Origin of the sequence: Mesorhizobium sp. ES1-3, from assembly GCF_020164795.1 — a bacterium.
Lineage (GTDB): Bacteria > Pseudomonadota > Alphaproteobacteria > Rhizobiales > Rhizobiaceae > Mesorhizobium.
The window spans coordinates 184,776-206,418 of sequence record NZ_JAIUGW010000010.1; the positions used below are offsets into that span (position 1 = coordinate 184,776).

General features: G+C 62.5%; 17 protein-coding genes. 9 read left to right on the forward strand and 8 right to left on the reverse strand.

Annotation, left to right across the window (positions count from 1 at the left end; all coding sequences use genetic code 11):
- Positions 1-21 precede the first annotated feature (21 nt).
- Positions 22-1,113 carry an LLM class flavin-dependent oxidoreductase gene (locus LB536_RS16340; RefSeq protein WP_224594306.1) on the reverse strand — a complete coding sequence of 364 codons (1,092 nt, stop codon included), beginning with the start codon at positions 1,111-1,113 and terminating at the stop codon, positions 22-24.
- A gap of 120 nt (positions 1,114-1,233) precedes the next feature.
- On the opposite strand from LB536_RS16340, the gene LB536_RS16345 reads away from it, so the two are divergent.
- The 4 genes from LB536_RS16345 to LB536_RS16360 all read left to right on the forward strand — a co-directional run bounded on the left by LB536_RS16345 (position 1,234) and on the right by LB536_RS16360 (position 5,457).
- Positions 1,234-2,010 carry an HpcH/HpaI aldolase family protein gene (locus tag LB536_RS16345; protein ID WP_224594309.1) on the forward strand — a complete coding sequence of 259 codons (777 nt, stop codon included), beginning with the start codon at positions 1,234-1,236 and terminating at the stop codon, positions 2,008-2,010.
- A gap of 419 nt (positions 2,011-2,429) precedes the next feature.
- Positions 2,430-3,227, forward strand: a complete 798-nt coding sequence (locus LB536_RS16350; protein WP_224594314.1) for an ABC transporter substrate-binding protein — start codon at positions 2,430-2,432, stop codon at positions 3,225-3,227.
- A gap of 157 nt (positions 3,228-3,384) precedes the next feature.
- Positions 3,385-4,059, forward strand: a complete 675-nt coding sequence (locus tag LB536_RS16355; RefSeq protein ID WP_127870695.1) for an amino acid ABC transporter permease — start codon at positions 3,385-3,387, stop codon at positions 4,057-4,059.
- A 135-nt stretch (positions 4,060-4,194) separates the two neighbouring features.
- The gene (locus LB536_RS16360) at positions 4,195-5,457 is read left to right on the forward strand and encodes a cysteine desulfurase-like protein (RefSeq protein ID WP_224594317.1); all 1,263 of its coding nucleotides are present in this window, start codon (positions 4,195-4,197) and stop codon (positions 5,455-5,457) included.
- Positions 5,458-5,483: 26 nt separating this feature from the next.
- On the opposite strand, the gene LB536_RS16365 is transcribed toward LB536_RS16360, so the two are convergent.
- From LB536_RS16365 to LB536_RS16385, 5 genes are all read right to left on the reverse strand, one after another.
- Positions 5,484-6,314: a dipeptide ABC transporter ATP-binding protein gene (locus LB536_RS16365; RefSeq protein WP_224594320.1), complete on the reverse strand. Its 831-nt coding sequence runs from the start codon at positions 6,312-6,314 to the stop codon at positions 5,484-5,486.
- Positions 6,311-7,168 (reverse strand): ABC transporter ATP-binding protein, encoded by an 858-nt coding sequence (locus LB536_RS16370; RefSeq protein ID WP_127278114.1) that lies wholly within the window; start codon positions 7,166-7,168, stop codon positions 6,311-6,313. Before LB536_RS16370 ends, LB536_RS16365 begins: the two co-directional genes overlap by 4 nt.
- Positions 7,169-7,170: 2 nt before the next feature.
- A complete protein-coding gene (locus tag LB536_RS16375; RefSeq protein ID WP_224594383.1) occupies positions 7,171-8,025 on the reverse strand; it encodes an ABC transporter permease subunit in 855 nt (284 codons plus the stop codon).
- Positions 8,026-8,095: 70 nt separating this feature from the next.
- Positions 8,096-9,103: an ABC transporter permease subunit gene (locus tag LB536_RS16380; protein ID WP_224594337.1), complete on the reverse strand. Its 1,008-nt coding sequence runs from the start codon at positions 9,101-9,103 to the stop codon at positions 8,096-8,098.
- Positions 9,104-9,153: 50 nt separating this feature from the next.
- Positions 9,154-10,746, reverse strand: a complete 1,593-nt coding sequence (locus tag LB536_RS16385; RefSeq protein WP_140757964.1) for an ABC transporter substrate-binding protein — start codon at positions 10,744-10,746, stop codon at positions 9,154-9,156.
- A 468-nt stretch (positions 10,747-11,214) separates the two neighbouring features.
- Between LB536_RS16385 and LB536_RS16390 the strand changes: the two genes are divergently transcribed.
- The 3 genes from LB536_RS16390 to LB536_RS16400 all read left to right on the forward strand — a co-directional run bounded on the left by LB536_RS16390 (position 11,215) and on the right by LB536_RS16400 (position 15,143).
- A complete protein-coding gene (locus LB536_RS16390) occupies positions 11,215-13,236 on the forward strand; it encodes a long-chain fatty acid--CoA ligase (RefSeq protein ID WP_224594340.1) in 2,022 nt (673 codons plus the stop codon).
- Between the two features lie 71 nt (positions 13,237-13,307).
- Complete coding sequence (locus LB536_RS16395; protein ID WP_224594386.1) at positions 13,308-13,949, forward strand: class I SAM-dependent methyltransferase; 642 nt, start codon at positions 13,308-13,310, stop codon at positions 13,947-13,949.
- Between the two features lie 186 nt (positions 13,950-14,135).
- Complete coding sequence (locus LB536_RS16400) at positions 14,136-15,143, forward strand: hypothetical protein (protein WP_224594342.1); 1,008 nt, start codon at positions 14,136-14,138, stop codon at positions 15,141-15,143.
- Positions 15,144-15,221: 78 nt separating this feature from the next.
- Here the strand turns inward: LB536_RS16400 and LB536_RS16405 are convergent, their stop codons facing one another.
- Together LB536_RS16405 and pgi are read right to left on the reverse strand one after the other, a co-directional pair.
- Entirely contained in the window at positions 15,222-15,944 is a 723-nt protein-coding gene (locus tag LB536_RS16405; RefSeq protein ID WP_224594354.1) for an HAD family hydrolase, read from the reverse strand.
- Positions 15,945-15,949: 5 nt separating this feature from the next.
- Positions 15,950-17,593, reverse strand: a complete 1,644-nt coding sequence (gene pgi / locus LB536_RS16410; RefSeq protein ID WP_224594358.1) for a glucose-6-phosphate isomerase — start codon at positions 17,591-17,593, stop codon at positions 15,950-15,952.
- Positions 17,594-17,933: 340 nt separating this feature from the next.
- On the opposite strand from pgi, the gene LB536_RS16415 reads away from it, so the two are divergent.
- Both LB536_RS16415 and LB536_RS16420 read left to right on the forward strand, forming a co-directional pair.
- Positions 17,934-19,427, forward strand: a complete 1,494-nt coding sequence (locus tag LB536_RS16415; RefSeq protein WP_015314107.1) for a PLP-dependent aminotransferase family protein — start codon at positions 17,934-17,936, stop codon at positions 19,425-19,427.
- A gap of 180 nt (positions 19,428-19,607) precedes the next feature.
- Entirely contained in the window at positions 19,608-21,194 is a 1,587-nt protein-coding gene (locus LB536_RS16420; protein ID WP_224594361.1) for a trimethylamine methyltransferase family protein, read from the forward strand.
- Positions 21,195-21,643 lie beyond the last annotated feature (449 nt).

Sequence of the window (21,643 nt, forward strand, 5' to 3'; positions counted from 1 at the left end):
AATTCGTCTCTCCGGAATATTTTATTCGCGAAGTCCGGCCTGCCTCAGCAAGGGCAGCACGTGGTCGCAAAAATAGGGCAATTCCTGCGTATAGTTGACGAAGGACAGGGCGATACCTTGATAGCCGTGCGCGGCAATGGCGGCCATCTCGGCGGCAATCGTCTGCGGCGTTCCAACCAGCGGATAGGTGCCGGCGCCGCCGGCGAAACGCTGGCGGTAGCGGTCATAGGCATGCGGGTCGTGCGACTGCGAGAATTCCTTCTTGCCGGCCATATGCGCATCGACCGCCTCGTGATCGGCCAGATCGACGGCATATCTGTTACAATAGGCCTGCGCTTCTTCCATGGTCGGGCGGCAGACGACATGGGCCACGGTGTAGACGCCGACCTCGCGGCCCACCTTGTCGGCCCGCTCGCCGATGTCGGCGACATGCTTGCCGGCATCGGCGATCTCGGAAAAGGTCGTGAACAGGTAGTCGCAGTGGGCGGCGGCGAAATCGCGGCCCGGGCCGCCGAAAGCGGCATTCATGGTCACCGGGCGCGGAACCTGCAGGCTGGCCGGCCGGCTGACCGCCTGGGTGAGGTGATAATAGGTGCCTTCATAGTCGAGCGGCTCCGCCGACGCGTAGAGCTTCTCCAGAATTTCGATCCATTCGGCCGCCTGGTCATAACCCTTCTCGACCAGCGGCGTGCCGAACATGCCGAACTCATTCGGGTTCCAACCGCAGACGATGTTCAAACCGGCACGGCCCTGGCTGATGTGGTCGACCGTCGCCAGCGCCTTGGCGGCATAGAGCGGATGCACCAGCGGCACATGCACGGTCATGAACAGGCCGATCCGGTCGGTGGCCACGCCGAGCGCCGCCGCCCAGGTGAAGGTCTCGAACGACGATTCTCGTACCTTGTTGCGGCCGCCAAAGCCGCGCCAGCGAGCGATCGGCAGCAGGAACTCCAGCCCGGCGCGGTCGGCGATCCGGGCTGCGGTCAGATTGTCCTGCCAGCTCGCCGTCCAGCGCTCCGGCACATCCGATATGGCAAGGCCACCATCGGCGTTGGTCGAGAAGACGCCAAGCTTCAGTTTGTTGGAGCCATGCAACGGATGTGCTTTGTTCATGTCGCGACCTCCCGGCGAAGATCGCACGCTACGGCTCCGCGAAAATATTTCAAGCATGAAATAGCTTCGCCTCGCGCTGGTTTGCCGATATGAATTTGGCGGGATGAAAAAGGGATCGGCATGAGCGAGTTCCGCCAGAAATGCATCGGTAAGACCAACCTCGTCGGCTCCTTCGCCGCCATTCCTCACCCCGTCGCGGTCGAGGTGATGGCGCTGTCCGGCCTCGACTTCCTCTGCATCGACTGGGAGCATGCCCAGATCTCGCGCGAGATGATCGAAACCATGGTGCGCGCCGCCGATGTGCATCGCGTGCCGGCGATGGTGCGCGTTCCCGGACATGCGCCCGAAGCCATCCAGGCGGCATTGGACAGCGGCGCGCAAGGCGTGCTGGTGCCCCGCGTCTCGACACCGGCACAGGCGGCAATGGCGGTGAAAGCGGCCCGCTATCCGCCACGAGGCGAACGCGGCGTCGGACCCGGCCGCGCGGCCGGTTATGGTTATCGTATTCCCGAATATCTTGCGGGCGCCAATGAGCGGACCATCGTCGCGATCCAGGTCGAAACTTCTGAAGGGCTGGCCAACATCGAGGCGATCGCTGATGTCGACGGCGTCGACGTGATCTTTGTCGGCCCCGGCGATCTCTCCGTGTCGATCGATGCGATCGGACCGAAGGGCGCCGACAAGCTCGCGGATGCGATCCGCAGGATCATCGGCGTGACGATCGCGCACGACAAGACCTCCGGCATATTTTGCGCCAGCCCGCAGACCGTCGGCCAATGGGCAGCCGTCGGCGCCAGCTTTTTCGTCCTGGCCAGCGACACGATGTTTCTCGGTGCGGGCGCCGCGGCCAATTATGCCGCCGCCCGGGCCGAACTGGCGGGGGAAGACACGCGCTAGCGCCCAGCCGAGCGGCAAGCCGGGCAACTTTTTTAAGCTTAAAACTTTTGCCTTGAAAAGCGCCGCGCTTTGGATAAGCATTCAAGATCGATGGCGGCCGTCGGGCTGGAGGGGTTCCGGGCATTTCATCATTCTGCTCCGGGTAGGAGGGGTTTCAGTCCTTGTCGTTTGTGCTGCCCCAATCATCGTCCAGCGCGCGCTACGCTTGTGATGCGTGCGCCCAGGAACCCGCATACCGAGACCATCGCCAACCTTGCCGCGCGCATGAATGCCTACGCGACGGTGACCAGATTGCAGCCACGCTCGAGCCCATGGTCGCCATCATGAATTGACGCCCCGCTGGGAGGCGGGACGGCAACAAACCGTGCGGGGCAGCCCGCCCGATCAACAACAGAGGCAACACCCCAGAGGGACCACCAATGAACCTGACCCGTCGCAATCTCATCCTTTTCGCAGCGGCAATCGGTATCGCCGCCGGGCCGGCAACCGCCTATGCCGCCGATGTGCTCAATGTCGGCGCCTACCCGACCAACCCGCCCTTCGAATACAAGAACGAGAGCGGTACCTTCGAGGGTTTTGAGGTCGACATCGTCAACGAGGCGGCCAAGCGCGCCGGCATGACCACCGACATCGCCGATCTCGGCTTCCAGGCACTGTTCGCCGCGACCACCTCCAAGCGCATCGACGTCGCCATCTCCTCGATCACGATCACGCCGGAGCGGCTGAAGTCGCAGTCGTTCACCCAGCCCTATTATGATTCCGACATGGGCATCGCCACCAAGACCGACAGCGCCGTCAACACCGAGGCCGACCTCAAGGGCAAGATCGTCGGCGTGCTCTCGGGCTCGACCGGCGAGACCTGGGTCAAGGCGCACCAGGACGCCGACGGCTTCAGCGACGTGAAGGGCTATGACACGCAACAGAACCTGCTGCTCGACCTCAGCGCAGGCCGTATCGACGCCGCCGTCAGCGACATTCCCGGCATGGAGTATTCCTTCACCAAGATGAAGGACCTGAAGGTCAAGCAGCGCATCAAGACCGGCGAGCAGTACGGCCTGATGATGACCAAGGATCATCCGCTGCTCGGCAAGATCAACGACGCGCTGAGCGCGATGAAGAAGGACGGTACGCTGGCCGCCATCCACAAGAAGTGGTTCGGCAGCGACGCCCCGGCCGATTCCTCGACCGTCAAGGAAATGCCGCTGCCCAAGGCCTGAGCGGCGATCGACAGAACGGAAGGCGTGCCGGCTCCGAAGGGTCGGCCGTTTTCACGCATAACCTTCCCGGGACCAGTATCCGTTCGGCAAGGCCGATCTTGATCCCGGGTCGGGCTCTCCGGCGTCAGATGACGCAACACCGTTCGGGAATGCTCCGATGTCGCTGATCGACACCTTCTTCAACGCAGACGTCATCGCGTCGAGCCTGCCGGCACTGCTGCGCGGCTTCCTGAACACGCTGCTGCTCGGCCTGCTCAGCATCGGCATCGGCATTCCCATCGGCCTGGTGATCAGCCTGTTGCGACTCTATGCGCCGAAGCCGCTGCGCTGGCTGGCGGTCGGCTACACCGACATCTTCCGTGCCTTGCCGGTCCTAGTCGTGCTGATCCTGATCTACTATGCGCTGCCTTTCCTCGGCATTCGCCTGTCGTCCTGGGCTTCGGCGGTGACCGCGTTCGCCATCATTATGTCGGCCTATTCGGCCGAAGTGTTCCGCTCCGGCATAGAGAGCATTCCGCGCGGCCAGTTCGAGGCCTCGCAGGCGCTCGGCCTGCCATTCCTCTTGACCTTGCGCAAGGTCGTGCTGCCGCAGGCGGTGCGCGTCGTCATCCCGCCGATGACCAGCAACTGCGTCTCGATGTTCAAGGACACTTCGCTGGCCTCAACCGTGGCGCTGCCGGAACTGTTGAAGGAAGCGACCAACGCGCAATCGCTCTACGCCAACCCCTCGCCGCTGATCGGCGCGGCACTCGTCTATCTCATCTTCCTTTGGCCGATGGTTCGTCTCGTCAGCCTGCTTGAAGCCCGCTTCAAGGACGAGAAAGCCCGCTAGAGCGGTTCAGTGTTTGTTGGAACCGCCGAACCGCTCTAACTCTTTGTTTTCACGCAATTCCGGACGGAAGACCGCTACGCACTTTTCCTGGAATTACTCTAGCCACTCACCACAAGCACTTCGCAGGAGATATTCTTGAGCAATCCCCAGGCCACCGGCGGCTTTCCCGTCGACACCATCCGCGCCATGTTCCCTGCCCTGCAGCGGGCCGGCGATTTCATCTTCATGGACAATGCCGCCGGCGCGCAAATCCCGCAGAGCGTGCTCGACGCGGTGACCAACCACCTGGTCTCGCACAATGTGCAGCGCGGCGGCCGCTATGGCCGCAGCGTCACCGTCGACCAGTCGGTCGCCGATGCTCGTGAGAGTGTCGCCTTGCTGATCAATGCCTACAGCCCAGCGGAAATCTGCTTCGGCATGAACGCCACCTCCTTCATCCGCCTGGTCAGCCTCGGCATCGGCCAGATGCTTGCAGAGCGCGATGAAATCGTCATCACCGACATGGACCATGATGCCAACATCGCCACGTGGCTGGCGCTGGAATCCGCCGGTGCCAAATTCAAGTGGTGGCGCATGCGCGAGGACGGCAATCTGCATGTCGACGATTTGCGTCCACTGGTCTCCGACCGCACTCGCTTGGTGGCCTGCACGGTGACGGCACACTCGATCGGCTCGATCGTCGATGTCGCCTCGGTGGCTAAAATCGCGCATGCGGCCGGCGCCGAAGTGTTCCTCGACTGCGTGCATTACGGGCCGCATGGACTGATCGACGTGCAGGCCTGGGATTGCGACTACCTCGTCTGTTCCGGCTACAAGAATTTTTCGCCGCATATGGGTTTCCTGTGGGGCCGCTTCGAAACGCTGAAGCGCCTGCCGACCTTCCGCGAGGACTTCATCCCCAACGAGCCGCCCTACAAGGTCGAGGCCGGCACCTTCATCTACGAGAACGTGTCGGGCATGGATGCCGCCGTGCAGTATCTGGAACTGATCGGCCGCAATCTCGCGCCCTCCAACAACCGATCGCGGCGCGAAAACATCGTCGCCGGCATGGGCTCCATTCGCGACTATGAGTTGCTGCTGGCGCGCGAGATGATGGGCGTGCTGAAAGGCTGCGGCGCGACCATCTACGGTGTCGCCGACGACGCCCGCATCAACGAGCGCGTGCCGACCTTCTGCTTCAACATCGGCAAGCTGTCGCCACAGCGGATCGTCGAGGAAATGGCCGAGATGCAGATCGGCATCCGCGACGGCCACATGTATGCGCCCCGCCTGATGAAACGCCTCAACCTGTCGATGGACAGCGGCGCCATCCGCGCCTCGCTGGTGCATTACAACACAGTCGAGGAGATCCACAAGTTCGGCGCGGCGCTGCGGGCAATCATTGCGAAGCTGTCGTAACCGGATGGGCCGTGCCTGACCTCCGGTCAGGCCGCCTTCTTCTTCGCCAACCTCGCTTTAATGCTGGCAACGTCGGCTCGCGGCGTCGCGGCAAACAGCGTCCTGGTGTAGCTGTGCTTGGGGTCGGCAAAGACCTCGTCGCGCGAGCCGTATTCGACGGCCTCGCCGAAATACATCACCATCACGTCGTCGGCGATGTAGCGCACCACGGAGAGGTCGTGGCTGATGAAGACATAGGTCAGCTGGAATTCGTCCTGCAGGTCGGCGAGCAGGTTGAGCACCTGCGCCTGCACCGACAGGTCGAGCGCGGAGACCGGCTCGTCCAGCACCAGCAGGCTGGGGTTGAGCATCAGCGCGCGGGCAATGGCGATGCGCTGACGCTGGCCGCCCGAGAACATGTGCGGATAGCGGTTGTAGTGCTCGTGGCCGAGGCCGACCTTCTTCAGCATCTTCATGGCGAGGTCGCGCCGTTCGGCGGCCGGCTTGTCAGTGTTGATGAGCAGCGGCTCGCCGAGCACGTCGCCGATCTTCTGGCGCGGATTGAGCGACCCGTAAGGGTTCTGGAAGACGATCTGCACCTTGCGGCGCATCTCCTTCGTCAGTCCGCCCTTGGCGATGTCGACCTTGTTGCCGTCGATGAACAATTCGCCCGACGTCGCGGGATCGATCAAGGTGATGATGCGGGCGAGCGTGGACTTGCCGCAGCCGCTTTCGCCGACAATGGCCAGCGTCTTGCCCTTGTCCACCGTGAAGGAGACGCCCTTGACCGCGTGCACGGTGCGCGGTCCGGTGAACAGGCCGCCGCCGATATGGTAGTCGCGAACGATGTTCTTGCCTTCGAGGACCGTCGTGCTCATGCGGAGGCTCCCGCTACCGAGGGGGCCGGCTCGAACAGCATGTCGGACACGGTCGGCAGCCGGTCGCCGACGGCGTTTTCCGGCAGCGCCGACAGCAGTGCGCGCGTGTAGTTGCTCTTCGGCGATTCAAACAGCGACAGCACGTCGGCCTCTTCCATCTTGCGGCCCTTGTACTGGACGATGACGCGATCGGCGGTCTCGGCCACCACGCCCATATTGTGGGTGATCATGATCAGGCCCATGCCGTATTTGGCCTGCAGCGAAACGAGCAGATCGAGGATCTGCTTCTGGATGGTGACATCGAGCGCTGTCGTCGGCTCGTCGGCGATCAAAAGCTTCGGATTGCAGGCAATGGCGATCGCGATCATGACGCGCTGGCACTGACCGCCGGACATCTGATGCGGAAACGAACTCAGCCGTTCTTCCGGATCGGCAATACCGACCAGCTTCATCAGTTCGATGGCGCGGGCGCGGCGCTGTGCTCGGTCCATGCCCATGTGGAACCGCAGCACTTCCTCGATCTGGAAGCCGACCGTGAAACACGGGTTGAGGCTGGCGATCGGCTCCTGGAAGATCATCGAGATGTCCTTGCCGACGATCTTGCGGCGCTCGGACGGGCTGAGCTTCAACAGGTCGACGCCGTCGAAGGCCATGCGGTCGGCCTTGACCGTCGCGGTGTTGGGCAACAGCCCCATGACCGCCAGCATCGACACCGACTTGCCGGAGCCGGACTCGCCGACTATCGCCAGCACCTCGCGCGGCTCGATCGAAAGGTCGATGCCTTGCACGGCCATGAACGGTCCGGCGGCGGTGTCGAAGGAAACGGTGAGGTTCTTGATCTCGAGCAGAGACATGCTCACGACCTTTTCAGCTTGGGGTCGAGGGCGTCGCGCAGGCCGTCGCCGATCAGGTTGATGGCAAAGACGGTGATCAGGATGGCGAGGCCCGGGAAAGTCACCACCCACCAGGCGCGCAGGATGAACTCGCGCGCTTCGGCAAGCATGGTGCCCCATTCGGGCGTCGGCGGCTGCGCGCCCATGCCGAGGAAGCCGAGGGCGGCGGCCTCGAGAATGGCGTTGGAGAAGGACAGCGTCGCCTGCACGATCAGCGGTGCGATGCAGTTGGGCAGGATGGTGACCAGCATCAGCCTGAGATGGCTGGCGCCGGCGACCTTGGCCGAGACCACATATTCGCGGGTCTTCTCCGCCATCACCGCGGCGCGGGTGAGCCGGGCAAAGTGCGGCTGCAGCACGAAGGCGATGGCGATCATGGCATTGACGAGGCCGGGGCCGAGCACCGCGACCAGCACCAGCGCGAGCAGCAGCGACGGGAAGGCCAGGATGATGTCCATGATGCGCATGATCAGCGTGTCGACCCAGCCGCGGCAGTAGCCGGCAAGCAAGCCGAGGATGACGCCGGAGATCAGTGCCGTGGTGACGACGACGAAACCGATGGCGAGCGAGAAGCGCGAACCGTAGATAAGGCGCGAAAGCATATCGCGGCCGACGGCATCGGTGCCGAGCAGGAACTGCGCGTTGCCGCCCGCCTGCCAGGCCGGCGGCGTCAGGAAGAAGTCGCGGAACTGATCGTCCGGCGAATGCGGGGCGAGCAGCGGCGCGAAGATGGCGACAAGGATCAGCAGGGCGAAGACGACGAGGCCTATCACCGCGCCCTTGTTGATGGAGAAATAGTGCCAGAATTCGGCGAACATCTGCAGCCGCGCGTCCCGCGGCTCGACGACGGTCGCGGCTTCGATGGTGGCTGGGCCTTCATTGGTCATGTCAATTCGCCCGGATACGCGGGTTGATGACGGCGTAGAGCACGTCGACGACAAGGTTCACCGACATGACGATCAGCGCGATCAGAAGCAACCCGCCCTGCACGGTGAAATAGTCGCGCTTGGAAATAGCGTCGATCATCCACTTGCCGATGCCGGGCCACGAAAAGATGCTCTCGGTCAGGATGGCGCCGGTGAGCAGCGTGCCGACCTGCAGGCCGATGGTGGTGACGACCGGGATCAGCGCATTGCGGAAGGCATGCAGGCCGATGACACGGCGCGGCGCCAGGCCCTTGGCGCGCGCGGTGCGAACATAGTCCTCGCCCAGCACTTCGAGCATGGCCGAGCGCGTCTGCCTGGCGATGACCGCCAGCGGAATGGTGCCGAGCACGATGGTGGGCAGGATGAGGTGCGACACCGCCGAGCGGAAGGCGCCCTTCTGGCCCGAGATGAGGGAATCGATGGTCATGAAGCCGGTCACCGGCTTGAAGAAGTAGAGAAGGTCGATGCGGCCCGAGACCGGGGTCCAGTGCAGCATGCCGGAGAAGACGATGATCAGCAGCAGCCCCCACCAGAAGATGGGCATGGAATAGCCGGCGAGCGCGGTGCCCATGGTCAGCTGATCGAACCAGGAGCCACGGCGGATCGCGGCGAAGATGCCGAAGGCGACACCGAAGATGACGGCGAAGATCATGGCGAAGATGGCGAGTTCGACCGTGGCCGGGAACCGCACCAGGAAATCCTTGAGCACCGGCGTCTTGGTGGAAAACGAGGTGCCGAAATCGCCGCTGAGGATGTTGGTCAGATAGGTCAGATACTGTTGCCAGATCGGCAGGTCGAAACCGAACTGATGCATCAGCGCCGTGTGGCGTTCGGGCGACAGGCCACGTTCGCCCGCAAGCACCAGCACCGGATCACCGGGCAGGATGCGCACGAAGCCGAAAGCGAGGATGGTTATCCCGATGAAGGTCGGGATGATGAGGGCGAGCTTGCCGAGGATGTAACGCAGCATGGCGGGCGAGGTGGGGCGGCGCCCTGTGGCGCCGCCCCGTTTCGCGAACCTTATTCGGCGATATCGACGCCGTCAAAGCGGTGGATGCCGAGCGGATCCATCGCAAAGCCGGAGACTGTCTTCTGCATCGGCATGAACACCTTGGAATGGGCCAGCGTCGCCCACGGTGCCTGCTCCTTGAAGATGACCTGTGCCTGTTCGTAGAGCTTGGTGCGCTCGGCCTGATCGGAAACCGTCTTGGCCTTGTTGATGAGCGCATCGAAGTCCTTGTTGCACCATTCCGCGCGGTTGTTCGAACCGACGGAAGCGCAGCTCAGGAGCACGCCGAGGAAGTTGTCCGGATCGCCGTTGTCGCCGGTCCAGCCGACGATGACGGCGCCGTCGTGATCGACCGCCGAAGCGCGCTTGAGGTATTCACCCCAATCGTAGCTGACGATGTTGACGGTGACGCCGACCTTGGCGAAGTCGGCCTGGATCAGCTCGGCGGTGCGGCGCGCGTTCGGCATGTACGGACGCGACACCGGCATGGCCCAGACGTTCATCTTGAGGTCCTTGACGCCAGCCTCTTCAAGCATCTTCTTGGCCGCGTCCGGATCGTACGGATCGTCCTTCACGTTCTTGTTGTAGGACCACATGGTCGGCGGGATCGGGTTGATCGCCACCTGGCCCGCGCCCTGGAACACGGCGTCGATGATGGCCTTCTTGTTGATGGCCATGTTGAGCGCCTTGCGGACGCGCACGTCGTCGAACGGCTTCTGCTGGGTGTTGTACATCAGCGCGCCGACGTTGAGGCCTTCCTGCTCCGCGACCGTCAGGTTCGGATCAGCCTGCAGGCCTTTAATATCGGCTGGCGCCGGGTAGGACATGATGTTGCATTCGCCGGCCTTCAGCTTCTGCGCGCGCACCGCCGGATCGGTGGTGATGGCGAAGACCAGATCGTCGATCTTCTGCTTGCCGCCCCAATAGTCCGGGTTGGCCTTGTAGCGGATTGCGGCGTCGGTCTGGTAGTCGACGAAGATGAAGGGGCCGGTGCCGACCGGCTTCTGGTTGAACAGTTCAGGCGTCTTGTCGGCCTGCAGCTTGTCGGCATATTCCTTCGAGACGATCGAGGCGAAATCCATGCCAAGCGTCGGAATGAAGGTGATCGCCGGCTCCTTGAGGGTGAACTTCACCGTCAGGTCGTCGACCTTCTCGACCTTGGTGATGTTGTCGCCGAACTGGTCATTGTAATACTGATAGGCGATGCCCGGTATGTACTGGAACCAGGGGCCGTTCTTGTCGACCTGGCGCTGGAACGAAAACACCACGTCGTCGGCGTTCATGTCGCGCGTCGGGGTGAAATAGTCGGTGGGCGCGAACTTGACGCCCTTGCGCAGCTTGAAAGTATATTCCTTGCCGTCGTCGGAAATCGCCCAGCTCTCAGCCAGGCCGGGCGAGACCGAGGTCTTGCCGTGATCGAATTCGACGAGGCGGTTGAAAACGGTACGCGAGGACGCATCGAACGTCTGTCCCGCAGTGTACGGCGCCGGATCGAAACCTTCCGGCGACGCCTCCGCGCAATAGACCAGGGTTTTCGCGTTGGCAACGCCTCCCAGGACGCTTGCAGCCAGCAACGCGGCTGCAAAAGTCAATTTCTTCTTCATTGAGCACTCCCTGATGTTCTTCCAAGCCCCTCTATCAGGCTCGCGAAGCGCGCATATAAGCACCGTTTTTCCGGCTTTGGAACACCCCGTTTGCTTACCCCGCGGGAAGCAGAAAAAGAATCCGCGATTTCGCTAAATGGCAGAAAAAATTAGCAGTTCTTTCCATTCACGATATTATTAACGACCGCATTTTTTTATTGATCCGGCGGCCGGCGACAAGGGTGCCGCGCGCCGTCTTCATGCGGCCATCGATGCGGAAAGATGCCGGCTCCAAGTGCAGCCGGCAGGAACGATTTTCGGCGGCAAGTCTTTCGGCGTCTTGCCGCAAGGGCAAGACTTGCACCGCCGCCGATAGAGGCAATACATAGATGGACAACCAGCGGCAGCGGAGGACGTCTCCATCAATCCGGAGGCGGCGCGGCACGGGCCAACGAGAAACAGGCGACCAGGGTTGTCGAGGAGGAACGGGTGGCAAAAGCATCGAAGGCGCCAGTGAAGGCGTCGGCCAAGGCGGTCTCGAAACCAGCCGCTGGAGCCGATGGGCAAGGCAAGGCTGCGGGCAAAGCCGCGACCGCGAAGGCGGCGACCAAAACCGCCAAGAATACCCCCGCGGCAAAAGCAGCGGCCACCGCCAAGAAGCCGGCGACGAAAGCCGCGCCGGCAAAGGCATCCGCGACCAAGGCCGGAACAGGCAATGCCGGAACCGGCAAGATCGCGATGACGAAGAGCTCGCCACCAGCGAAAACTGCACCGGTCTCGAAACCAGCAACAGCAGCCAGCCAGCGGTTGCCGAAGGCGCTCACCGAACTCACCGCCGGCCTGCCGCAAAAACCATGGCTCAACAGCTATCCCAAGAACATGCCGGCCGAGATCGGCGCCCTTCCCTACAGTTCCATCGGCGACTTCCTCGTCGGCGCCTGCAAGCAGTTCGCGGGCCAGCCGGCTTTCACGTGCATGGGCAAGTCCATCACCTACGCTGAACTCGAACAGCTTTCGGCGGCCTTCGGTGCCTATCTGCAGTCCACCGGATTGCAGAAGGGCGCGCGCGTCGCCCTGATGATGCCGAACGTGCTGCAGTATCCCGTGGCGATGATGGCGGTCGCTCGCGCCGGTTTCACGGTGGTGAACGTCAATCCGCTCTACACGCCGCGCGAACTGGAGCATCAGCTCAAGGATTCCGGGGCGCAGGCCATCGTTATCCTCGAAAATTTCGCCAGCACCTTGCAGGCGGTCGTCGCCAGGACCTCGGTCAAGCACGTCATTGTCGCCGCCATGGGCGACATGCTCGGCGGCCTGAAGGGCTCGATCGTCAATCTGGTCGTGCGCCGCGTCAAGAAAATGGTGCCGGCCTGGTCATTGCCCGGCCATGTCAAGTTCAATGCCGCCCTGAAGGCTGGCCGCGGCATGACTTTCAAGCCGGCCACGGTGGCCGCCAGTGATGTCGCCTTCCTGCAATATACCGGCGGCACCACCGGAATCTCGAAAGGCGCGACCCTCTTGCACAGCAATGTGCTGGCCAATGTCGCGCAAAATTCGCTGTGGCTGCAGGACGCCTACACGGTCAAGCCGAAGCCGGCGCATCTCAACCTCGTCTGCGCACTGCCGCTCTACCATATCTTCGCGCTGACGGTGAATGCGCTTATGGGCATGCAAATGGGCGGTCAGAACATACTGATCCCCAATCCGCGCGACATTCCCGGCTTCGTCAAGGAAATGGGCAAGTATCCGATCCACATCTTTCCGGGCCTCAACACGCTGTTCAACGCGTTGCTCAACAATGAGGACTTCCGCAAGCTCGACTTCAGGCCGCTGCTGCTGACCCTGGGCGGCGGCATGGCGGTACAGAAGGGCGTCGCCGAGCGCTGGAAGGCGCTGACCGGTTGCCCCGTCAGCGAAGGCTATGGCCTTTCGGAGACCTCACCGGTGGCGACGGCCAACAAGTTCAGCTCCGGTGAGTTCACCGGCACAATCGGCCTGCCGCTGCCCTCGACCGAAATCGCCATCCGCGACGACGACGGCAACAACGTGCCGCTGGGCGAGGTCGGCGAGATCTGCATCAGGGGACCGCAGGTGATGGCCGGTTATTGGAACCGGCAGGACGAGACCGCCAAGGTGATGACCGAGGACGGGTTCTTCAAATCGGGCGACATGGGCTTCATGGACGAGCGCGGCTACACCAAGATCGTCGACCGCAAGAAGGACATGATCCTCGTCTCCGGTTTCAACGTCTATCCGAACGAACTCGAGGAGGTCGTGGCGGCACATCCCGGCGTGCTCGAAGTGGCGGCGATCGGCGTGCCGGACGAGCATTCGGGCGAGGTGCCGAAGCTGTTCATCGTCAAGAAGGATCCGGCCCTGACCGCCGAAGCCATCGTCGCCTTTTGCCGCGAGAACCTGACCGGCTACAAGCGGCCCAGATATATCGAGTTCAGGACGGAATTGCCGAAGACGCCGGTCGGCAAGATCCTGCGCCGGGCTTTGCGCGAATAGTGGATCTCGCCGACGACGATGTGCCGGGCCGGCGCCTCCGCCTCGATCCGACGGAATTCATCAAGGCGAATATGCGCCTTGCCCCGGTACCGGCGCTTCCCGAAATCCAGCTTTACACCACTCACCCAGGCAGCGGATTGAGGCGCCTCGTCGACCCCGAAGACGATGGCGATACGGACGATGGCAGGCCGGAACCGCAGCCGCCCTATTGGGCCTATGCCTGGGCGGGCGGCGCCGTGCTGGCGCGCTATATCCTCGACCATCCGAAGATCGTGGCCGGCCGCCGCGTGCTCGACCTCGGTGCCGGCTCCGGCCTTGTCGCCATCGCCGCAGCCAAGGCCGGCGCGCGTGAGGTGATTGCCGCCGAGATCGACCGCAATGGTGTTGCCGCGATCGGCCTCAATGCGGCGGCGAACGGCGTCGAAATCGCCCTTGTTGACAAGGATGTCACCACAGGCCCGCCGCCGGCCGTCGACCTCGTTCTCGCGGGTGACGTGTTCTACGGCCGCGAGGTTGCCCTGCGGGTTATCCCGTTCCTCGATCGCTGCCTGGCAGCTGGTATCGAGGTGCTGGTCGGCGACCCCCGCCGCAGCGACCTGCCGCTGCACCGGCTGCGATTGCTCGCCGAACATCAAGTGCCGGATTTCGGTGACGCGAGGGGCACTGCAACCAAGCCGAGCGGGGTGTTTTCCTTCGAGACGGAATGTCGCTGAAATCCCGACTCAAATACAATCGCCCTTGCAGACGATCCTATACAAGCTATAGTCCAATCATGGGGTATCGGCTCGATATAGAAGCCTTGCTAGCCCCGCTAGAGCTTGATCAAAACACCTCCGATCGACCACAATTTGTTTTCGAAGTTTCGTTCGCCCAGTCGAGGTTCCGGCAATCCGGAGCTGATGACCAACCCCGTCTGGGCATGGGCGGTTGAGCACCGTCTCACCGGTTACGGTCTGAACAAGGCGTTCCTCGGCCCACGCTCGGAGCATGTAGGGCCGTGCTGGAGCTTCAGCCGGTACGGGCGCACTGAAACACTGCTGCCAGACGGTCGCCTTGTCAGGATCGGCGGCGAGTATGAAGATCACTACGATGCCGATTTCTATATTTACAATGATGTGATCGTGAGCGACGCCGAGGGGCACACCGAGATTTTTGGCTACTCGGATAAGGTTTTTCCGCCCACCGATTTCCACACGGCAAATCTTGTCGACGACCGCATATTTATGATCGGCAACCTATCTTACCCCTTTATTCGGGCCGACAAGGCGCAAGTGCTCGTGCTGGACACAACAAGTTATGGCATCGGTCACTTCGAAACGACAGGCGAGGCTCCGCCATGGATATACAAGCACTCTTCAGAACTTGTAGAAAATGGTGGTGCGATCCTGGTTCGCGGCGGTCTCCTCATCGGGCCAGCGTGGCCTGTCGTGGTCGAGAACATCGACGACTGGCGCCTGGACATCACCGCGGGCCGCTGGGAACGCCTCACCAAGCGGCCATGGCCTCGATTTTCATTCGTTCGAGATGACGGCTTGCCTAACCATCTAACTTGGCTTCGCCGCGCTCTGTCGGATCAAAAATGGGGGAAAAGCGAAAACAGAAGCAGCTTTCTAGCCGAGCGCCTTCGCGAACTTGGCCCCAACCCTCGGATAGACCTGATCGAAACGTTGTACACGCCCGAGCTTCCACACTCGAATATCCCTGAAATGGCGGACGAGCATGGCGTCCACCGTCTGTGTGTCGAAGGCGTCACCGTGCGCTATGTCGAGGACTGGCACGATATCCAGTTGACGGTCGAAGGTGTTCTTCCAGACCAGACCGTCGAAATGATCCGCCTGGATCTATTGACCAAACTGGCCGCCATCGAGAATGCGAATATCGACTGCGTCCGCCTGACAGTCGACTAGTGCCTGGAAGAACTCCCTGTACTCGTTCGACTATTGGCGACAAAGCCCAGATTGATTGCGCTTGCCCCGCCTTCCTGATCAGACCGTCTCTTTGACCCGTGCCGATAGCAAATCCGGCAGATCGGCAGCCGACTCCAGGATGACGTCGGCGATCTCGGCCAGCGATTCACGGGTGCCGGTGCCTGAAAGCACGCCGACCGCGAGGCCGCAGCCGCCGGCACGCGCCATTTCGAGATCGTGCTTGTTATCACCGACCATGGCGATCTCCGCCGGCTTCAGCCCGGTAAGATCGCAAAAGGCTTGGATCGTATCGGGAGCCGGTTTGGGATTGGCCACCGCGTCGTAGCCATAGGCCGCGTCGAACAGCTGGGCGACGCCAAGCGTGACCAAGGTCTTCTCCGCGCCGCTAGTCGAATCGTTGGTCGCTACGCCAAGCCGGTAGGATCGCTTGTGCAGCAGAGCCAGCGTGTCGACGATATCTGGCAGCGCCACCGCCATGGCCGAGCCCTGCACCGAGGTGATCTCGTTGAAACGGGCGACGGCCAGCATCTGGTCCTCGTTGGACAGGCGCGGAAACCACAGTTCGACGACGTCGAGATTGGTGCCGGAGGCAAAGATGGAATCGGGTTTGAAGCGCCGCTTGGCGAAATCGAAGCCGGCGGCCGCAAGCAGCCTGTCGGCCTTCCAGCGATCGCCCTCGGCTGCATCCATGGCCATGAAATCGGCGACGCCGAGCCATGTCGCGTTGAAGTCGACAAGTGTCCCGTCCTTGTCGAACAATATGCCCTTGATGTCTGCCAAACTTTTCACTCCGAACCACGCAATTGGTGGATGTATCCCACAAGGCCAGCGGTCGACGCGTCGCGTTTGGCGGCACTTTCCTTGCCTTCCACGACAGGCAGGAGGCCGGTGGCCAGTTCCTTGCCGAGCTCGACGCCCCACTGGTCGAAGGAGTTGATGTTGAACAGCGTTCCTTCGACGAAGACGCGGTGTTCGTAGAGCGTGATCAGCCGGCCGAAGGTGCGCGGATCGAGCTTGCGGTAGAGGATGGTCACCGAGGGCCGATTGCCGGAGAAGACACGATGCGGCGCGATACGGTCGACATCGGCCGGCTTCATCCCCTTGGCCAGCATCTGCGCGCGCGCCTCCTCCAGAGTGCGGCCCTTCATCAAGGCTTCCGACTGCGCCAGGCAGTTGGCGAGCAGCAGGTCATGCTGGTGCTTGAGATCGGGCTCGTGGCCGACGGCGGCGGCGAGGAACTCTACCGGGATCAGATCGGTGCCCTGGTGCAGCAGCTGGAAGAAGGCGTGCTGGCCGTTGGTGCCGGGCTCGCCCCAGACCAGAGGCCCGGTCGGCGTCGTCACCGGCGTGCCGTCAAGAGTGACGCTCTTGCCGTTCGATTCCATGTCGAGCTGCTGCAGATAGGCCGGCAGCCGTGACAGGCGCTGGTCGTAGGGGATGACCGCGCGGGCCGGGTAGCCGCAGATCACGCGGTGCCACCAGCCGACAAGCCCCAGAAGCGCCGGCAGGTTCTTCTGGAGCGGCGCGGTTCGGAAATGCTCGTCCATTTCGTGCGCGCCGTCGAGAAAGGCGCGGAAATTCCGCGGGCCGACGGCGATCATGACCGGCAGGCCGATCGCGCCCCACAGCGAATAGCGGCCACCGACCCAGTCCCAGAAGCCGAAGACGCGATCCTGCTCGATGCCGAACTTGGCCACCAGGTCGAGCGCGGTCGAGACAGCGGCGAAATGCTTGCCCACGGCCTCCTTGCCGAGCGTCTTTTGCACCCAGTCGCGCGCCGTCTGCGCATTGGTCATCGTCTCGACCGTGGTGAAGGTCTTGGAGGCGATGATGAACAGCGTGGTTTCGGCGGACAGCCCCTTCAGCGTGTCGTGGATATGGGCGCCGTCGATGTTGGAGACGTAGTGCGCACGCGGGCCGTCATGATAGGGGGCGAGCGCCAACGTCGCCATGGCCGGACCAAGATCCGAGCCGCCGATGCCGATGTTGACGATGTCGGTGATCTTCTTGCCTGTGGCGCCGGTTGCCTTGCCGGAGCGGATGGCATCGGCGAAGGCGCCCATGGCGTCGAGCACGGAAATGACATCCGCCTTGACGTCCTGGCCGTCGACCGTGACACCCTTGCCGCTGAGGTTCCGCAGCGCCGTGTGCAGAACGGCGCGGTCTTCGGTGACGTTGATCTTCTTGCCGGCGAACATGGCGGCGCGGCGGCCTTCGAGATCGGCGGCGGCGGCGAGCTTTTCCAGCAGATCCATGGTCGCCGCGTCGACGGCGCATTTCGACCAGTCGAGCAACATCTCGTTGTCCGTGGCGGAGAATGTCGCGAACCGCCGCGGATCGGCGGCAAAGGCCTGCCGCATGCTAGCGGGCGCCGCGGCGTGATGATCGCGCAGGGCGGCAAGCTGTTTCTGGAAGGCTGACTGATCCACTGGCGGGGACTCCTGGCGTTTTGGACGCACCATATCAGACCGGATGTTTCCGGCGCGTGTCGTCGCGCCGAAACTATTGAGCCGAATTCAGTCCGGTCAATACGCGGCGATGACGCAGCGCATCACGATGCGATGACACAGTGTATCGAGCAGAGGGGGGTATCGAGCAGGGAGATGGGTATCGAGCAGCGAGGTGGGTAGCGCCTTTGTTTCGGGCTTGAAGGATCACTGGCATAAATCCCAAAGATCAGAAAAATTGATTGGCGCAACCCCTTGTGCCACGGTTACGTTCGGATGGTCCAGCCAAGCAAAAAAAGCTGGCCATCGAGGAACATCTTCCATGCCACAGAGAAACGACACGGCGATATGGTCCGGCCTGTTCCGGATTTCGGCTGAATCCGGCCAGACCCTGCAGGCGCAGATCCGCCAAGCCATCGTGGCCGCCATTCTCGACCGCCAGATCGCCGCATCGATGCCGCTTCCCTCCTGCCGGATCCTGGCCGAAAAACTCGGCGTGGCGCGCGGGACGGTGGTCTTGGCCTTCCAGCAGCTCGTCGACCAGGGTTTCCTGGTGGCGCGCGAGCGGCGCGGCCATTTCGTCAATCCGGACGTGCTGGCGACACCCGCCAAGCCGCACCAGAAGGCGCCCGACCAGGCCAACGAGATCGACTGGAAGGCGCGCCGGCAGATCGCCGCAAGCGACATGCCGCCGCCAGCCAAGCACGAGAACTGGATCAAGTCGTCCTACCCCTTCGTCTACGGCCAATTCGACCCGGCGCTGTTCCCGACCGCCGAGTGGCGCGAGTGCAACCGCATGGCGCTGGCGGTGCTGGAGATCCGCAACTGGGCGTCCGACATGGTCGACCGCGACGATCCGCTGCTGATCGAGCAGATTCAGGCACGGCTGCTGCCCAGGCGCGGCATCTTCGCCAATCCCGACGAGATCATCGTCACGCTGGGCGCCCAGAACGCGCTCTATATGCTAGCTTCGCTGCTGATGACCAAGGGCTCCAAGGTGGCGATGGAAGATCCGGGCTACCCCGACGCGCGCTCGATCTTCCGGCTCGCGGGCGCCGACATCGAGCCGGTGCCGGTCGACCAGTCGGGTATCGTAACCTCTTCTATTCCCAATGATTCCGGCTTCGTCTTCGTCACCCCCAGCCATCATTGCCCGACCATGGTGCCATTGTCGGCGGAGCGGCGGCAGGACCTTCTGGCGCGCGCCAACCGGCACAACCAGATCATCATCGAGGACGGCTATGACAGCCAGTTGCTCGACGAGGCGCCGCAGCAGGCGCTGAAGAGCCTCGACCGCTCCGGCCGTGTCGTCTATGTCGGCTCGATGTCGAAGACGCTGGCTCCCGGCCTGCGGCTTGGCTACATCGTGGCCTCGGCTGGACTAATCGCCGAACTCAGGGCGCTGCGCCGCTTCATGCTGCGCCATCCGCCGGCCAACAACCAGCGCGCCGTGGCGCTGTTCCTGTCGCTCGGTCATCACGAAGCGCTGGTGCGGCGGCTGTCGAGCGCCTTCGACGAGCGGCGAAAGCGCCTGGTCCATGCGATTTCCGCCTTCCTGCCGGAATGGCGCTCGACCGATTCGGCCGGCGGCACGTCGCTGTGGCTGGAAGGACCGCGGGGTACCGATTCCCGCGGTTTGGCCGAAGCCGCCGCCTCGCGCAGCGTCATCATCGAGCCGGGCGACCGCTTCTTCGACCGCACCGAAAAGCCTTCGCGTTTCATGCGGTTGGGCATTTCCTCGATCGCGCTGCAGCACATCGAGCCCGGCATCCGCGAACTGGCCACAGCCGCCGGCCGCAGGCCCGCTGCCGCCTGATTCCACTGAGCGGAGCCGCCCAATGGCAGCTTCGGCTCCTTTAGCGCTGGCATATGCAACCGGACCGGCTGGCTCATAGGCTGTGCCAATGCCGGCAGCATAGTCGTGGCACAAAGGGGAAGAAGCAGCCGATGGTGGACCAACCGCCGCGCTGTTTCTCAGCAAAGGTGGAGTGCTTCGATGTCTGTTGTTGAAAAGCAGGAAGCGGCGGCGGATCAACGCTCGCGCCGCTCCGGCGGACGCGAAGCGCGTCGCGCCATGCGGGCAGCGCCACTGGCCGACGACATCAGGCCGGTGCGTGCCGGCCTCGAGGGCGGCAGCTACGGGCCACTCAAGGGCAATGATCGCGAGCGCATCCACGAAGCGGTACTGACGCTTCTCGAGACAGTCGGCTTCGCCAACGCCATCCCTTCCTGCATCGAGGCGCTGACCCAGGCCGGCGCCAGCTATGGCGACGATGGCCGCATCCGGTTCCCGCGCGCGCTGGTGCTCGAGACGATCAAGAAGGCGGCACGGAACTTCACCTTGCACGGCCAGGATCCCAGACACGACATGGTGATCCAGGGCAAGCGCGTGCACTACGGAACGGCAGGCGCCGCGGTTCATCTGGTGGATGTCGAGAAGCGCGAATACCGCGAGTCGCTGCTGCAGGACATCTATGACGCCGCCCGCATCGTCGAAGGGCTCGACAACATCCATTTCTTCCAGCGGCCGATGGTGCCGCGCGATATTCCCGATCCGCTCGAAATGGACTTCAACACGCTCTACGCCTGCGTGATGGGCACGTCCAAGCATGTCGGCACCTCATTTACGGTCCGCGAGAACGTGCAGCCGGCGCTCGAAATGCTCTATGCCATCGCCGGCGGCGAGGAGAATTTCCGCGCCCGGCCATTTGTGTCGAATTCGAACTGCTTCGTCGTGCCGCCGATGAAGTTCGCCGAGGACGCCTGCGGCGTGCTCGAGGCCTGCGTCGAGGGCGGCATTCCAATCCTGCTGCTGTCGGCGGGCCAGGCCGGAGCCACGGCACCGGCGGCGATTGCCGGCGCCGTGGTGCAGGCGGTGGCCGAAGTGCTGGCCGGCCTGGTCTATGTCAACGCCATCAAACCAGGGCATCCGGCGATCTTCGGCACCTGGCCGTTCGTATCGGATCTCAGGACAGGCGCCATGTCGGGCGGCTCTGCCGAACAGGCTGTCTTGACCGCGGCTTGCGCGCAGATGGCGCAGTTCTACGACCTGCCGGGGGGCTCGGCCGCCGGCATGACGGACTCGAAACTGCCTGACATCCAGTCGGGCTATGAGAAGGGCATCACCGATGTGATGGCCGGCCTTGCCGGGCTCAACCTCGTCTATGAATCGGCCGGCATGCATGCCTCGCTGCTCGGCTTCTGCCTGGAAAGCCTGATCATCGACAATGACATGCTCGGCCATTGCCTGCGCTGCGTGCGCGGCATCGAGGTGACCGACGAAGCCTTGTCGATCGACACGATCGCCGATGTCTGCCTGAAGGGACCGGGCCACTATCTCGGCAACGAACAGACCTTGCGGTTGATGCAGACGGAATATTTCTATCCCGCCGTCGGCGACCGGTTTTCGCCGAAGGAGTGGAACGAGAAGGGCCGGCCCGACATCCTGCAGCGGGCGATCATCGAGAAGAAGCGCGTCCTTGCCGAGCGCTTTCCGCGCCACGTCCCGAAGCTGCTCGACGACAAGCTGCGCGCCCGCTTCGGCGACATGATCAAGCTGCCGCGCGGCGGCATGGGCGGGTAGAACTGCTGCTTCTCGCCAAGAGATTTAGTCGGCGCCCCTAATTCGAAGAGATACGTCTCTACAATCGCCAAGACCTAACTTGATTTAATGTCGAGACAACAATAGATAAATAATTATTTAAAATCTTGAGATTGTTATCGGATGTATCGCAATATTCGAAAGGTTCTTTGAAATTCAATCCAACTATTGCATATATGATTTTTCCAAATGCTTCCCAATCGCTTACACCACAGAGCAGATCTCCATCTTTCGAGAAAATTCCGACATTAAATCGCATTCTCCATTTGTATTTCGTTCTAACGTCAAAAGCTACTCTTATGCTTATTTGTTCAAGAAACTCAATGCCTCGCCATGTCAGATATCCATCCCCTTTAGAGCGGGATGAGATTTATAAGAGTCGTGGGATTCCCAAATCATCGCAGTTCTGATTCAACATGCATGCTGGGAGG